This is a genomic window from Paenibacillus sp. N22P23 (assembly GCF_059383735.1).
Genome location: NZ_JBXENT010000009.1, coordinates 83781 through 100029, shown reverse-complemented (window position 1 = coordinate 100029; position 16249 = coordinate 83781). Strand labels below are relative to the sequence as shown.

Sequence of the window (16249 nt, the reverse complement as noted above, 5' to 3'; positions counted from 1 at the left end):
TGCCTTCGGACTATATCAAGAAGTGCTGCTATATATAGATATATACAAAGTAAGATGGCAATGCCTTTAGGCGTCCGTGGTTTTTCATGAAAATAGACAGCTTTATTTCAATTTCCATGAATTGCAAAGTCCCGATTTGATCATGCTAGAAGGTGTTCCAGGGCAGTTGTCAGCAGGTCGTACTTTACAAACATTTATGTTGATTTATTGCCCAAGAACGAGCATAATGGTAATGAAAAACGATACATATTATAGGAGGTTTTTGATCAATGGCACACCAATTGCCCGCTTTGCCTTATGCAAACAATGCGCTTGAGCCGCATATCGATGAAACAACGATGATGATTCACCACGACCGTCATCATAACGCTTATGTAACTAACCTTAACGCAGCACTGGAGTCCGCTCCTGAGCTTGCAAGCAAATCCATCGAGGATTTGATCGCTGATCTGAACAGCGTACCGGATGCTATCCGCACTGCTGTTCGCAACAACGGCGGCGGCCACGCTAACCACTCCCTCTTCTGGGAAACAATCGGACCAAACGCAGGCGGCGCACCTACAGGCGCGATCGCTGATGCTATCGCAAACGAGCTGGGCGGCTTCGATCAATTCAAAGCTGACTTCGCGAAAGCGGCAGCAACTCGTTTCGGCAGCGGCTGGGCTTGGCTTGCACTTAGCCAAGACGGCAAGCTGAAAGTTTACAGCCTTCCGAACCAAGACAGCCCGATCATGGAAGGCGACACGCCTCTTCTTGGTCTGGACGTTTGGGAGCACGCTTACTACCTGAACTACCAAAACAAACGCCCTGACTACATTGCAGCGTTCTGGAACGTTGTAAACTGGTCAGAAGTTGGCAAACGTTACGACGCAGCGAAATAAGTTTCGCTCGCTTCCGAAGACCTTCGTGCTATTGCACGGAGGTCTTTTTGCTTTTTATTCCGAAATTGCGTCCTTATACCTAACATGAACTTGCAATTTTTAAAGAAATTCTTTATTTTTAGACAATTGGAACTATTTTCATGTTATAATTCCTCCCATATATCACAGTAGAGAGATGGGGATACCTGATGTTCGATTGGTTGGGATTTCGCAAAGGCCTGCCCTTGTGGTGGTCGTACAAGCTGAATGCAGGGATGAAAGAAGATGTAGCGGATATTTTCGAAGGCATCGCTGATACGCGGATGGATATTCTCACGGCATGGACAACGGAATATTGGGATCATCTGGACCGGCTGCACAATCAGCTATCCTTCCGTCAGCCCGGAGCGGCTGACGATGAAGCTTGGGATCCCTCCACATTGGAGCGGTTATTCGCAGGAACTCGGGCACGTGCCTCGGATTTCTCTGAGATCTTCATGCTGGATGAAGATGGCCGCGTCGTTTTCTCAACGGAGACACGCCATATTGGCGAGCGCTATGGTACGGGCAGCTTGCTGGAGCCGGGTTTGGCTTATTCGAAGGGCGGTGCTCTGGGTGGCCGCAACTGCTTATTCGGCCCCTATGCTGATCCATGGACGCTGAAGATCGGGCCGAGTTCGTCTTCTTTTCACGATAAAATGACCCTAATGTTTATTTCCCCCATCACGCTTGGCGGCAAGTGGAGCGGCACGCTCTGCGGCCGGGTTCCAAACGACGTCATCGGCGATCTCATCCAGCGGGAATCCGGGCATGTGTATCCCGACTCCGGGGATAACTATTTGTTCATGGCGCGTCCCGTGTTGAATACGCATATCGCACCGGGAACTGCTTTATCTCGAAGCAGGTTCGAGGACCGCACGTTTACTCATGGTGAAAATTTGATGGACGGTGTGTCTACGGATTACGGTGTTGTCTCGGTACAAGAGCATACCGAGCTGGAACTTGTATTCACGGATCCCGCTACAGGACAGCTTCACCCCGGTGTTGCCAACACGATTCGAAACGGCAGCAACCTGTTCGTCGAATTTCCCGGCTATTCGGATTATCGACATATCCCCGTTATCGGCAAAGGTGTCACGTTCCAGCTTCCCCACTGTCCGGATGTGTGGGGGATGATGTGCGAGGGTGATTTGGAGGAAGTGTACCGCATTCGGAGCATTCGCTTCACCCAGTTCCGGCATTCCTTAGGCTGGCTGGCCGCTCTTGGTGCACTTGGTACCATTCTTTCTTATTACTTATTCACGAATGAGATGCCAGTCGCCGGAGCCATTATCGTGGGTCTCTTCAATTTATTATTCGGACTAGCCATGGTGTGGTCGTTGGATCGGAAAGGCAATCAGGTGACCTCCCTCCAAATGCGGAGGCTGAACCAGTTTATCCGTATCAATGCCGAGGGGAAAGGCGACCTCACTCAGCGGCTCGATACGAGTTTATTTCCGGCTAACGAAACCCGTGAGCTGGCAAAATGGATCAACAATATGATCGATTCCCTGGAGGGCGTCATGCTGCAGGTGAAGCTCGCTTCCGGCGATGTGTTGACGAATCAACGCGCGCTGCTTGAGACAACCGGAGCGACTGCAAGTACAACCGAGCGTGTCAGCGGCCGGATTGGGGATATGATCCTGAGCATTCGAAATCAGTTGAAGGATATCGACATCGCCAAGGATGTTGCCGGCGAAATGCGCGAGACATTGCGGCTGCTCGAAGATAAAGCATCTGCCAACATCAGCGTCGCTCTAGGGGAACTGCTGCGGATCGGAGACAAAATGGAGCAGATTTCCGGGCGCGTAACGGAAACGAACCGGTCCATCGAAGCTTTTATGAAAACGACGAATGAAATTCGCAATGTTCTTGGCGTTATTGAGGAAATCTCGGCGCAAACGCATCTGCTTGCCCTGAATGCCTCTATTGAAGCTGCGCGAGTCGGCGAGCAAGGCAGAGGTTTCGCCGTTGTTGCAGGCGAGATCAGGAAGCTGGCCGCCCTCACCAAGAAATCGACGGAAGAAGTACACAGCATCGTCCAGGACATCTATGTTCATGCCAAGGACGCTACAACTACCATGGCTCAAGGCACGCTTGTCGTGTCTGAAGGAACGGCACTCGTCGCGGCGGCTTCGGAGCTGCTGAGCAGTACTCAGGAAGATGATTCGTTGAAATCGCAAATTATTGATGAAGTCGTTGTGATTATGGAGAAGATCGCAGCGGTCAGCAAGCAGAATCGCAACATTTCGACGGAGGTTGAGGGCAATGTGCAAGAGCTGCTCGGCGACTTCGTCAACGTCCGCCATACCTCCAATCATGTCGAAGCCATTACCGCGTTCCTGCAGCAGCTGGTTGGGCAGTTCCAGTTAAGCGACGCTCGCAAGCGATAATTGAATAAGTGGAATGGATGGCTTAGCCCCTCCGATTGCAGTTGCTGCGATTGGAGGGGCTTTTCCGTGGTTTCGGCTTCAGTCGTAGATCGGTGTGTGCGGGCCTAGTTTGCCTGTGAGTACGCTCAGCAGCTCCCGGTTGAATTTCTCCCTCTCGTCATAGAACAGGCCGTGTCCGCTTTCCTCGAAGGGGATGAATCTGGAGTTCTGAATGCCTCTGTGCTGCAGCTCGCCAAGTGCAAACGGAACGATTCGGTCTTGCTTGCCGTGCAGGATCGTTGTCGGCACATGGATATGGGCCAAGTCTGCGCGAAGATCCTCATCTCGCAGCGCCTTCGTCCCTCCGATGGCACCATAGGGAGATGCCTCGAATCCTAGGCCGTTGAACCACGTGCGGAATGGGTCGCTGATCGGTTTGTGGAAGAACAACTGGCCGAAGCCGTCAATTGTCTTTGGTCTGTCGATCATGAGGCTGTGGAGTGTGGCGTCCGATTCGGAGGCTGGTTTGCCGTAGGGGTAGCCGGGGCGCTGGGTCATCAGCGGTGCCGCGGCAGCGGCGAGGACAAGTCCGCACATTCCGCGGGCTGCGTGCCGTGTAATATAGCGGATGGCAATCGCACCGCCCATGGAGAAACCGACCAGTGTCGCGTTCTGGATGCCGAGCGACTCCACCACCATGCGAATGTCATCGGACATTCGGTTGTAATTGTACCCATGCCAAGGAGCATCCGAGTTGCCGAAGCCCCGCAAATCGATGGTGATGCAGCGAAAACCATATTTCGGCACTACATTCAGCTGGTACTCCCACATTTGGCGGTTGACCGGCCAGCCGTGTACGAATACGACCGGCCTGCCGTATCCGACATCATCTACGTATATCTTTACGCCTCGCTCTACTTCCACATAGAACCCCATCGTTCAGCCACCTTTCTCCCATCTCTATATGTATACTGCGAGGCAGGCGTATAGTATTGAATCCTGCTGCGATCAAACACCAGATAGGCGATAGCCGCATACACTGAACCGAGACATTTACCTATCCACGTTATTGGAAAAGGAGTTTGATACATGAGTACCTATGCGTATATTCCTGGTGCGCCTGCTGGCTATTCCAGTAAATATTCGGATTGTGGCTGCGGCGGTCCGCGCGCGTTCCCTGGCGGTGGAGGCGGCATGCTTCCCGGCGGCGGTATGTTCCCTGGTGGCGGCGGGGGCGGCGGTATGTTCCCTGGTGGCGGCGGGGGCGGCGGCATGTTCCCTGGCGGCGGCGGAGGCGGCGGCATGTTCCCTGGCGGCGGCGGGGGCGGCGGTATGTTCCCTGGCGGCGGCGGGGGCGGCGGTATGTTCCCTGGCGGCGGCGGGGGCGGCGGTATGTTCCCTGGCGGCGGCGGAGGCGGCGGTATGTTCCCTGGCGGCGGCGGGGGCGGCGGTATGTTCCCTGGCGGCGGCGGAGGCGGTTTCCCTGGCGGCGGAGGCGGCGGCGGCTTCCCTGGCGGCGGCGGAGGAGGCGGCTTCCCACCTGGACCTGGACCATTCCCACCTCCACCATTCCCAGGACCGGGACCATTCCCACCTCCACCTTTCCCATTCCCAATTCCAATCCCTATTCCGATTCCAGGGCCGGGACCATTCCCAGGACCGGGACAGCGGTTTGTGCGAGTCGTCATCAACGGTGGAAACTTCTTCCCTTGGGTAACACAGGTGTATAACGTAAGACACTTCCCGAGCATGACCATAGCGCAAGCACTCGCAGGCACAGGTGTTGTACGCTTCGGCAATAACGGCCGAATTATATCCGTCAATGGCGTTGCTACTGTTGGCAGTGTCGACACCATTCTGCGTCTCAACGGGCGCCGTATTCCGGAGTCGCTACTGTACCTGCCGGTCCAATTCAACGACACGGTTGGACTTGAACTCACCGTATCCCCAATTGGTGGCCCTCGCGGCAATGATGACACCTTCGGACTTCACCCCGATCAGATCGAAAATAACTATGAGCAGCTCCAGCGCTTGGAAGAAAACAACCAAGGCTAACCTGCACGACAAAAACCGCCCGCAGTCAGTTACTGCGGACGGTTTTTGTAGTTTGGACGCTTCCCATTTCACAGCTCTCAGCACGATATTGCGGTTGAGGCCGACTGTGATTCCATTAGCGGTTATTCCGCTTTCAGCATTGTTTTCGCATGTTTTCGAACTGCGATAGCGGCATACCCGCTATCAGCTGACGAATATGCCGATTATCAGGCAACTTCCCCTCTTGGGTATCACCGAGAGCGGCTATTCCGCTTACAGCTGTACTTTCATCTGTTTCCCCCATCGATAGCGGCATATCCGCTATCAGCTGGCGATCATGGGCTAGTTCCCACGTTAGTGCCACCATCGGCGAAGTGAGAGTCGGATCTCCCGACACTCACTTCCACCAACTGCGCCAAGCTGGTTAGTTGGACCGCTGAGCGTTCCAATCCGCGACTCTCAGCTTCATTTCGGCGCGGTTTCGGCGATGAGAGTCTCATTTTGGAACTCTCACTTCCACCAACTGCGCCAAGCTGGTTAGTTGGACCGCTGAGCGTTCCAATCCGCGACTCTCAGCTTCATTTCGGCGCGGTTTCGGCGTTGAGAGTCTCATTTTGGAACTCTCAGTTCCACCAACAGCGTCAAGCTGGTTAGTTGGACCGCTGAGCGTTCCAATCCGCGACTCTCAGCTTCATTTCGGCGCGGTTTCAGCGATGAGAGTCTCATTTTGGAACTCTCAGTTCCACCAACTGCGCCAAGCTAGTTAGTTGGACCGCTGAGCGTTCGAATTCGCGACTCTCAGCTTCATTTCTGCGCGGTTTCGGCGTTGAGAGTCTCATTTTGGAACTCTCAGTTCCACCAACAGCGTCAAGCTGGTTAGTTGGACCGCTGAGCGATCGATTTCACAGGTATCAGCCGCGCAGACAAACAAAAAACGGGGTGAAGCAAGCCGATCGGCTGCCTCACCCCGTTCCAATAATCGTATTAGTGCGTGCTGCTCGCTTCTTCCTTGATCGCTTTCAGGCGCTTCATGACGTCGTTCGCGCCGCGGCCGTAGTAATCGTGCAGCAGGTTGTACTCGGCGTACAGCTTCTCGTAAACGGCAACGTTCGCCGGGATTGGCTTGAACGTTTCCTCGCGGACGCGGGCCATGGCTGCCGCTGCATCAACGACGCTGTCATAGCCGCCGTTGCCCGCTCCGGCTGCCACTGCGCCAAACATGGCTGCGCCAAGCGCAGGCGTTTGCTTGGAGGCCGCGATTTTGATCTCGCGGTTCGTGACGTCTGCGTAGATTTGCATCAGCAGACGGTTCTTCTGCGGCAAGCCGCCGCACGCGTACAGCTCGTGCACTTCCACGCCGTTGCTGTGGAAAGCATCGATGATTTTGCGCGTGCCGAATGCGGTTGCTTCCAGCAAGGCGCGGTAAATTTCCTGCGGCTTCGTCAGCAGCGTCAGCCCAACCAGCAAGCCGGTCAAGTTCGTGTCGACGAGCACGGAACGATTGCCGTTCCACCAGTCGAGCGCAAGCACGCCGGATTCGCCGACGTTCAGCTCAGCGGCTTTCTTCTCCAGCCATTCGTGGACGTTGATACCTTCACCTCGGGCCGCATCAACGACATAAGCAGGAACCGCCTCATCCACATACCATGCAAAAATATCACCAACCGCTGATTGCCCCGCCTCATAGCCAAAATATCCAGGAATGATGCCGTCTTCCACCACGCCGCACATACCTTCCACTTGCTTCTCTTCCGATCCAAGCAGCATGTGGCAGATGGAGGTGCCCATCGCCATAACCAGCTTGCCTGGTGTAACCACGCCAACAGCAGGAACTGCCGCATGCGCATCGACGTTGCCGACTGCAATGGCGGTGCCAGCAGCAAGCCCCATACGTGCAGCCATCTCAGCTGTAAGCTCACCGGCCTTCGTGCCGAGCGGAAGAACATCGCCGCGAAGCTTCGTCTCAGCCAGCTCCTCCAGTCGAGGATCAAGCGCTTTCAAAAAGGCGCGATTCGGATAGCCGTCTTGCTTATGCCAAACCGCTTTATAACCGGCTGTGCAACTGTTGCGCACAATGTTGCCCGTCATTTGACCCACGACCCAATCGGTCGCTTCCACAAATTTATCGGCGGTTTCATAGATATCCGGCGCTTCATTCAAAATTTGCCATACTTTCGCGAGCATCCACTCCGAGGAGATTTTGCCGCCGTAACGAGGCAGGAACGCTTCTCCGCGTGCCGCTGCAATTTCATTAATGCGGTTCGCCTCATCCTGCGCCGCATGATGTTTCCACAGCTTCACCCAGCTATGCGGGTTCTCCTTGTAAGCCGGATCGAAGCAAAGCGGCTGACCCGCTTCATTAATCGGCAGCATCGTACAGGCGGTGAAATCAATACCAAGACCGATAATATAGGTAGGATCAATGCCGGATTCGCGCACAACCGCAGGCACGGATTGCTCCAGCACTTCAATATAGTCGGCTGGATGCTGAAGCGCCCAATCATGCTCTAATTTCAGTCCGGTTTCAGGTAAACGCTCATCAATGACGTTATGACGGTAAGGCGTGACATGCTCGGCAATCTCGGCTCCATCGGACAAGCGAACAAGCACCGCGCGACCAGACTCTGTACCATAGTCAACACCAATTGCATATTTAAAATTCATGATTAGGCCTCCTAGAATAGTTTACACTGCGACTTCCAACGACTAACTAAGCTATACTCCCAACCTTCTACTTCTGCCCGTAATACGCATTCTTGCCATGCTTCCGCAAGTAATGACGATCAAGCAGGTGCTGATCCATCGGCTGGACCTGCGGATTTAACTGGAAGGTATGCAGCGCCATCTTAGCCGCTTCCTCGACAACGACGGCGTTATGGACCGCATTATGCGCGTCCTTCCCCCAGCAGAAAGGCGCATGGCTGTACACGAGTGCAGCCGGGACTTGAAGCGGATCGATGCCGCCTTTCACGAAAGTCTCAATGATGACATTGCCCGTTTCAAGCTCGTAAGCCCCGTCAATTTCGGCCTCCGTCATCGGACGCGTACAAGGGATTTCCCCGTAAAAATAATCCGCATGCGTCGTGCCCAGCGCCGGAATCGCACGTCCCGCTTGCGCCCAGCTCGTAGCCCATGGCGAGTGTGTATGCACAATGCCGCCAATCCCATCGAAAGCCTTATACAACGCCACATGCGTCGGCGTATCGGAAGAGGGACGAAGGTTGCCTTCCACGACATGGCCTTCTAAATCCACCAAAACAATTTGCTCAGCGCGCAGCTCCTCATAGGGCACACCGCTCGGTTTAATAGCAACCAATCCGCTTTCGCGGTCGATGCCGCTCACATTTCCCCATGTGAACGTCACAAGCCCATAGCGAGGCAGCTCCATGTTTGCTTCCCATACCGCCTGTTTCAATGCTTCCAACATACGTCCTCAAAACTCCCCTCACCAGGTCAATAGTAAGCCCATTATAACTTGTACGTACAAGTGTGTCACGACTTAATTTACCGGCTGCACCGGAACAGGTCCGGTAGATTCTCGAACGATCAACTTCGGTTCATAGATCACATCGTCACTACGTTCCTGCCCGATGCGCCGCTCTATCATAGTCATAAGTAAAGCTACGGCATCTTCGCCCATCTTTGTCTTGGGATGCTCAAACGTGGTGAGCTTCACTTCCGTTGCGGTCGCAAGCGAAGCATCATCGAAGCCAACCATAGACAGATCACCAGGCACACTTAGCCCGCTGCGACGAATGACATCCAGCAGCCGAACGGCCAGCTCATCGTTATAGCACACAATAGCAGTCGGACGTTCCGCGGGGGCGCGCCGCAGCAGCTCGGTTAGCATAGCAGCAGGCTTGGTCAGCTTCTCCTCGGTCGTATAACGAATGATCGTTTCAGGCTGAAGCGTTATCTTCCGTTCTCGCAACCCGCGCATAAAGCCACGCATCCGGTGCACACCTTGAAAATCATCCGTCTTGAAAAACCCCGCAATCCGCTGATGCCCCAGTTTCACAAGATGTTCCACAGCGCGGAAGCCGCCCAGCTCATCGTCCACCTTCAAGCAGACCGCATCCAGATCACTGTATCGTTCATTCAGCATGACATAAGGAATATTCCTCGCCTCCAGCGCCAGAAAATAATCCAAATTCGGATTGCCTTCCGCGCTCTTCGTAGGCTCAATGATCAGTCCGCCAAGCTGCTGCTGGAGCAGCATAGACTCTAGATTCTCCCGCTCCCGCGACTTCTCGTTCTCCGTGCTTGAGAGCAATAATCTGGCTCCTTGCTTCCGCAGCTCGGACTCCACACCGCGCACAATGGTCGGGAAAATATAATCCGAGATATGCGTAGTCATCATCCCAATCGTCAGCTTCTGCTGAGGCTCCGTACGGGGATGGCCCCTCTCGGCATCAGACACAAAGGTCCCTTTGCCCTGAGCACGATATAACCAGCCTTCGGCTTCCAAATCGCCAAGCGCTTGTCGAACGGTCTGCCGGCTGAAGCCGAATCGGGATGCAATTTCATTTTCGGATGGAAGTTTATCATGGGGCTTAAACTGAGCCATTGCGATCCATGAAACAATTTCCTCTTTGAGCTGAATGTATTTGGGGGGAATCTGTTCCTTCATGGCCAAGCACCTCTGTTTTCTGTTGTTTCCGTCAACTTGTATGGATGTAGTATAGCATGCGCTCAACTTGTACGTACATACAAGAAGGTAGACAGCCGTTTCTAGCTTTATACGTACAAGAAAAAACGTATAAAGCCGTCCTTTGGAGGCGCATTTAGTTTCTTCCCTTAGACATTATAGAAATTAATAACTAACCTTTATGAATCCTATAATGTTAAAAAACTAGACCTCGACGCAATTTACAAACACGATCAATCAGCAGTAAGATGATAGCAGTACGATAGCAGTACGGCCATATTAAGAGGAGGGGTTGCATTGCCCGAAGGCAATCGTTATCTGCGCTTGACCATATTTTTGCTTGCGGTATTATTTGCAGCTTGTATTGTCATTCAGGTGTACTTAGCTGGCATGGCTACGTTTATCGATGGCACGCACTGGTCAGACCATAAAAACTTCGTCCATATTATTGAACCGGTGCCGCTGGCGATATTCGTCTTGTCCTTCTTCGGCCGCGTGCGCGGAGCTGTTCGCTGGATCGGACTTGCCATGCTCGTGCTCGTTATGGCCCAATACGCGACCGCCCATTTGAGCGATAAACTCCCGTACTTCTCTGCTACCCATCCCGTTATTGCTATGATTCTGCTATGGTTGTCCATTTACACGGTGAAACGCTCTTATCTCATTTGGCGCCGCACGCTATAGAACAATAAAACCCGCATGAGCCGCGTAATGGCGGAACATGCGGGTTCTTTATTAGACATCGTGAATAGCGGGGAGACTGATTTCGACAACAGTTCCACGATTCAACTCACTCGAAATTTCGATTTCACCATGATGTTCATGAATGATTTTGTAGCTGGTCATTAACCCAAGTCCAATGCCTTGTTCTTTCGTCCCATAGAAGGGCTGTCCCAAATATCGAATTCGCTCAGGATCAATGCCACGCCCTGAATCCTCTACCCGAATGATGACATTATCGACTGTATCGATACAAGTCACACGCACCACTCCGCCATCCGGCATGGCATCGATGCCATTTTTCACGATATTCATAATCGCACGCTTCAATAGCTGCTCATCGCAATACAGATAGGAATTCCCTCGCCCTTCGTTCTCCACTTCAATAGATACCCCGTTCTGTAACGCTTCGGTCACAAGCATCGACTGTACCTGCCGGATGATGCCAAGCGGCTCCCGCTTAACAAACTGCACAGAAGGATATGGCCTCGATAGCAAAATAAACTCCTTGGTCAGCGCTTCGATCTGATTCAGCTCTTCATTCATAATTTCGATATAGCCCTGAAACTCAGAGCGAGTGCCCATCAACTGAAGAAACCCTTTCACCGCTGTAAGCGGGTTCCGGATTTCATGCGCTAAACCAGCTGCCAGCTGCTGAGAGACATGCAATTTGCTGAAATGGTGCCTAAGCTCCTCTGTGCGCAGCTGATCCGCAATCCGTTTAAGCTCCAGCTCGTCCATAACCACCTGGGCAAGTGTTTCAAGTATGCCGATTTCCTCTTCAGTAATATACCGAGGCTTATAATCCAGCACACAAAGAACGCCTAAATGTTGTCCATCACGGCTTGTAATCGGTACTCCCGCATAGAACCGAATATCGCTCTGCCCAGTGATAAAAGGTTCCGTACTTGCACAAGCATCCAGACAAACGTCCGCAATAATATATGGCTTATTGTAAGAGGCAGCCGCACTACATAGACCGGAATTTCTCTCAATCTCCCGTAGATCAGTGCCGTAACTCGATTTCACCCAAATTCGATCCTCATCAACGAAAATAATCATGCATAGCGGAATGCTCAGCAACTGTGCTGCTAGACTCGTGATTCTATCAAAAGCATCTACCGGCGTGGTGTCAAAATTGGAATAGGCTTGTAAAGCCTTTAACCTTGCATATTCCTTCTCGGATGAATTTGGCATATGTGCCTACCTTTCATGTCAGGTTTTGCCGAATTTTTCCATAATTATATTATTTATCATAAGGTTAGTTTCGAATAAGTTCATCACATAATAGGTGCGCGATCATGCAATTAATATTGCGCAATAACGAAAAAAGAATTGCATATTCAGCAAAACACTGAATATGCAATCCTTAGTTAATTTGGTAAAATAATGGCTAAGTACTGAATAAAACTTATGCCCAATTATCAGCTCGCTGTGCACCTTCGGATTTGATAGTACTGTTAAAGGTTCCGTTTACTGCTGCTGTTTCTTGCATCGTGAGTCCTTGCTTGCCTAGAAACGTGCTTACCGTCTCGCGTAAATCGACCTTTTTCATCTTGTAAACCGTGTTTTGAAGCTGGGAGCTTAACTGAATCGCTAGCATGTTGAACAACTCCTTATGTCGAATTTTGTATTACGAGCCTATTATAGCAAACTTTACTATCATATGGGAGAATTTGTGTGCAAAATAACTTCACGATTAAGATATGTGTTTTCACCTTCGTACTGCTGCAGTTATGGTGTTCATTCATTACATTTACTAACCCTTATACGGGTATTAATCTTGCCTATACACCTGAACAACAATGGGTCGTCTCGAAGCTGGATCTTGAAGGGGCAAGCAGTCAACTAGATGTGAGAGTGGGGGATATCATTGTAGAGGTTGATGGTAGGAATCCCAATGAGTTTCATACCGTGAAGAACTGGCATGTTATCGAGCAGGCGCATCATGTCTTACTTTCAAGAGCCGGACTTGAGCATGAAATCAGAATAGAGATGACAAGGCTTTCCGCTTTCGCGATTATTCCGTTTCTCGAGGAAATAATTTGTCAATTTATGGCTCTATTTCTCCTCGTTAGAATGCGACATTCTTTATCTGCCAGACTTCTATTGTTGTTCTTCTTAACTGCGTCGATTATCTATATGAGTTTAGGCGCATCAATTCGCGGGGACGCCGTTGGTAAATTGCTAATAATTAGCTTTATGGTCATTTTACCTCTTGTTTTCTATCACTTTTTATGTGTCTTTTTCAGAGAAAAAGGAGAAATCAGATTACGGACTCGGTTCTTAAACGTTCTCTATGCGATAGCAGCGTTATCCACAGTTGTTCGACTATATGTTTACTTCTTCAACACTCCGTTGGCGTACACTATGCTCCAATATGATAGTCCGGTCGCTCTACTACTGTTCATCGCCGGATTTCTATTTAACATGTACGTATTAACGGCACTTTACGTGAAGGTTCGGAAGCAACATACGCCTACGTCTACCATCGTGAAGACCGCATGGTGGTCCATGCTTGTTTCATTCTTACCGGTGATCGGTTTGACTTTTCTCCCTAAATTACTGACTGGTGTTGGAATACTAGATGGTGTGTATACAAGCTGGTCTATTTTATTGTTCCCCATCTCATTGGCTTATCTGCTCGTATCGGATCAGGTTCATGACATCGCGCTGGTCCTGCGACGATTGCTATTTAACGGACTGATCGCTGCTCTTCCGGTCACTTTGTTTACGGGGATCTATATGCTGCTCTTCCACCATTCGGTGGAGGTGCAGCAACTATTATTTGTTTTCTTAGGTACGCTTTCACTTGTAGCCGCTATGCTGTATGCGGCAGAATATTTAATGACGCGGTTCGAGCCGTTTCTATTTCCAAGGAAATTCATTTTGCAGTCCGCCCTCATGAACATCTCCCGCAAACTCGGCAGCATTTCCAGCTTCCGCGAATTGAAGGAATTGTTCCTCGTCGATATTGTCAAGACGCTTCAAGTGACGGGAGGGGCGATTGTGTTTCAATATCATGATGGAACAGAGATTATTCATGAAGGGGACCTTGATGCGGAGGAGATCAAACGGCTGCTGGTTTCGCAATCACTTACCGATAATCCGGACTACACCTGCTTGAAGATGAACAACCACGAGGATTATGCCAGTTATTTGATCATGTCTCGGAAGAAAACGAATATGCGCCTTGGCAAAGAAGAGCTGCGCTGGCTTGGATTAATTACGAACTACCTGGAAATCAGCTTGGAGAATCTTCATCTGATCAATAAGCTGAAGGGCAGACTGCAGGAGCTGGCCGCAAGGCTTCCCGATGAAAGCACCGCCAAAGACATTCAATGGTTCCGCAAAATCATGTTCGAGCTCCAAGAGGAAGAACGTATCCGCATAGCTGCCGATCTTCACGATACGACGATGCAGGATCTCTTCTTCTTGAAGCGCAGACTGCTGTCACTTGGCGAGAAGCTCGAACGAAGTCCTGAAAGCCAAGAGCAGTTAAACAATACCGTTAATTTCGTGGACATGATTAATGCCAGCCTGCGCCAAAGCTGCTTTGATTTGAATCCGTATCTGCTGAACGAAATCGGACTTGTGCAGACCGTAAGAACGTATCTCGATAAGGAGGCGTACACCGTCCCTTTCGAGCTTTCCTTCTATGCCGAGCAGGTCCATAGTATTGAAACGAAGGATTTGCAGGTGCAGCGACATATCTTTCGCATCGTTCAAGAACTGCTGAACAATGCGAAGAAACATTCCGAGGCCACTAAAGTAACGTTCCGCTTCACCGAGGCTGGTTCCAAGTTTCATTTGAGCTATCGAGATGATGGGGTAGGGTTTCCACATGAGGAACTTGCCCAGAGGCAAATTGGACAAGCATCCGGCATGGGCATGGAACAGATAAGAAGCAGAATCCAGCATCTAGGCGGTCAACTGCAGATCATTTCAATGAAAGGCAATGGCGTGAACATCAAGATTACCCTACAGAACGAAAAGGAGATTTCGGCATGAACGAAAGGGTCAAAACACTCATAGTAGACGATCATCCACTCTTCGCCAGCGCCACCAAAACATTGCTCGAGCAAATAGAGGGCATTGAAGTCATAGGTATTGTAAGCAGTGCCGCGCAATGCCTTCAACAAGTGTCATTGCAACAACCAGGTCTCGTTTTCTTGGATTATCATCTGCCCGATCAGCATGGCACCGAGGTTGCCGCGCAAATTAAAAGTCAATATCCGAATACGCATATCATTATTTTCTCAGGCATTGAGCTAACGGACATCTATAACAAGCTGATTGATATCCAAGTAAGCGGAGTGCTCTCGAAGGAATGCAGCGAACGGACGATTATGAATATGGTGAATTGCATATTGGACAACCATACGATGATGCCGCTTGCCCTCTATCATCAATGTCAGCTGAACGGAACGCTTGCAAGTAAAGCAGCACTGTTGGAAGAAGAAGAAATTTTAATGATGAATTTGCTTGTCAAAGGCTCCACGTTGGATCAAATTGCAGCCCGCATTCACATGAGCAAACGTACCGTCGATAATTATTTGCGCAAAATCTATGATAAATTAGGCGTGCGAACGCGAACGGAAGCGATTGAGTCTTTTATAAAAAGCAGCTATTATTCCTAGACATCGGAGCGTGCAGCCATGGAGTCGACTATCAAAGAGCATATGTACCGTATCGTGGATGACTATATCGAATCAGAGGATTTGAACGGTCTGCTGAAATCATTTATCGACGATAAGGCAGAAGAAACGAGTGTTTGGTCGCTGCTTACCATTCTTACGCACCAGATGCTTGGCGGTGATCGGCATTCCCGGATCGACCGGCTCGCAGCCGCAGCGGAGCTGATGATTCTCGGTCTCGATATTATGGATGATCTGCAGGATCAAGACCAGCCCGGCAAGCCCTGGATGCAATGTCCGCAAGGTTTCGCCTTGAATGCCGTTCTGGCGATGCAGATGGGATTTGTCGGTGAGATGGGCGAGCAGAAGCTCGCGCCGCAGGCTTTCACAAAAGTAAGCCGCATCGTTGCAAGGGCAGTAAACGGACAGCAGAAGGATTTGAATCATTCCATAACGAGTGCGGAAGCGTATTTAACGATGGTTCAAGAAAAGTCAGGCTCCATCTTCCGGCTTGCCTGCTGCGTCGGATATGCTCCGCTTGCTGTCGATGAGGAAACGGCTTCACGATTAATGGATCTTGCCGACTGTATTGGCCTCATTCATCAAATTCAGAATGACATTAGAGATGTGCTGCGCTTCGATGTGAAGAACGATTTGCTCGGCAAGAAACGCACACTTCCCCTGCTCTATTTGATTACCACCCAGGATGATGACTTCGCACCTATTCAAGACTATTACAAGGGCAACGTGACATCCGACTTCATACTGAGCAATAAGAATGAAATCATCCAACTGATACAAGACTCCGGATGTTTGGAATATGCCCGCGTCATTCAGTCCATTTGCATTCAAAAGGCGGAGGAGCTGTTCGGCACCCTGCCGCTCAGCTCTCCTTGGAAGGAACAATTCAAAACGCTTACGTTTGGATCGTTCGTCTAG

General features: G+C 50.8%; 14 protein-coding genes. 7 read left to right on the top strand and 7 right to left on the bottom strand.

Annotated elements, in window-relative coordinates; all coding sequences use genetic code 11:
• The first annotated feature begins 269 nt into the window (after positions 1–269).
• A complete protein-coding gene (locus AC506A_RS25745) occupies positions 270–881 on the top strand; it encodes a superoxide dismutase (protein WP_495463856.1) in 612 nt (203 codons plus the stop codon).
• A 188-nt stretch (positions 882–1069) separates the two neighbouring features.
• Complete coding sequence (locus tag AC506A_RS25740) at positions 1070–3292, top strand: methyl-accepting chemotaxis protein (protein WP_495463855.1); 2223 nt, start codon at positions 1070–1072, stop codon at positions 3290–3292.
• A gap of 78 nt (positions 3293–3370) precedes the next feature.
• Here the strand turns inward: AC506A_RS25740 and AC506A_RS25735 are convergent, their stop codons facing one another.
• A complete protein-coding gene (locus AC506A_RS25735; RefSeq protein ID WP_495463854.1) occupies positions 3371–4207 on the bottom strand; it encodes an alpha/beta fold hydrolase in 837 nt (278 codons plus the stop codon).
• A gap of 153 nt (positions 4208–4360) precedes the next feature.
• Between AC506A_RS25735 and AC506A_RS25730 the strand changes: the two genes are divergently transcribed.
• Positions 4361–5326, top strand: coding sequence for a hypothetical protein (locus tag AC506A_RS25730; RefSeq protein ID WP_495463853.1), 966 nt, complete (start codon positions 4361–4363; stop codon positions 5324–5326).
• Between the two features lie 133 nt (positions 5327–5459).
• Here the strand turns inward: AC506A_RS25730 and AC506A_RS25725 are convergent, their stop codons facing one another.
• From AC506A_RS25725 to AC506A_RS25710, 4 genes are all read right to left on the bottom strand, one after another.
• Positions 5460–5702, bottom strand: coding sequence for a hypothetical protein (locus AC506A_RS25725; protein ID WP_495463852.1), 243 nt, complete (start codon positions 5700–5702; stop codon positions 5460–5462).
• A 587-nt stretch (positions 5703–6289) separates the two neighbouring features.
• Positions 6290–7969: a ribulokinase gene (locus AC506A_RS25720; protein ID WP_495463851.1), complete on the bottom strand. Its 1680-nt coding sequence runs from the start codon at positions 7967–7969 to the stop codon at positions 6290–6292.
• Positions 7970–8036: 67 nt separating this feature from the next.
• Positions 8037–8732, bottom strand: coding sequence for an L-ribulose-5-phosphate 4-epimerase (gene araD, locus AC506A_RS25715; protein WP_495463850.1), 696 nt, complete (start codon positions 8730–8732; stop codon positions 8037–8039).
• Positions 8733–8804: 72 nt separating this feature from the next.
• On the bottom strand, positions 8805–9935 hold the full coding sequence (locus AC506A_RS25710) for a GntR family transcriptional regulator (RefSeq protein ID WP_495463849.1): 1131 nt from the start codon (positions 9933–9935) through the stop codon (positions 8805–8807).
• Positions 9936–10250: 315 nt separating this feature from the next.
• Between AC506A_RS25710 and AC506A_RS25705 the strand changes: the two genes are divergently transcribed.
• On the top strand, positions 10251–10637 hold the full coding sequence (locus tag AC506A_RS25705; RefSeq protein ID WP_495463848.1) for a DUF6220 domain-containing protein: 387 nt from the start codon (positions 10251–10253) through the stop codon (positions 10635–10637).
• A 51-nt stretch (positions 10638–10688) separates the two neighbouring features.
• On the opposite strand, the gene AC506A_RS25700 is transcribed toward AC506A_RS25705, so the two are convergent.
• Together AC506A_RS25700 and AC506A_RS25695 are read right to left on the bottom strand one after the other, a co-directional pair.
• A complete protein-coding gene (locus AC506A_RS25700; protein WP_495463847.1) occupies positions 10689–11870 on the bottom strand; it encodes an ATP-binding protein in 1182 nt (393 codons plus the stop codon).
• Positions 11871–12084: 214 nt separating this feature from the next.
• On the bottom strand, positions 12085–12276 hold the full coding sequence (locus tag AC506A_RS25695) for a hypothetical protein (protein ID WP_495463846.1): 192 nt from the start codon (positions 12274–12276) through the stop codon (positions 12085–12087).
• Between the two features lie 77 nt (positions 12277–12353).
• Between AC506A_RS25695 and AC506A_RS25690 the strand changes: the two genes are divergently transcribed.
• Genes AC506A_RS25690 through AC506A_RS25680 form a run of 3 tightly spaced genes read left to right on the top strand, consistent with a single transcriptional unit; the run spans position 12354 to position 16249 of the window.
• Complete coding sequence (locus tag AC506A_RS25690) at positions 12354–14684, top strand: sensor histidine kinase (RefSeq protein WP_495463845.1); 2331 nt, start codon at positions 12354–12356, stop codon at positions 14682–14684.
• Complete coding sequence (locus AC506A_RS25685; RefSeq protein ID WP_495463844.1) at positions 14681–15313, top strand: response regulator transcription factor; 633 nt, start codon at positions 14681–14683, stop codon at positions 15311–15313. The genes AC506A_RS25690 and AC506A_RS25685 overlap by 4 nt, the downstream gene beginning before the upstream one ends.
• Before the next feature lie 18 nt (positions 15314–15331).
• Entirely contained in the window at positions 15332–16249 is a 918-nt protein-coding gene (locus tag AC506A_RS25680; protein WP_495463843.1) for a polyprenyl synthetase family protein, read from the top strand.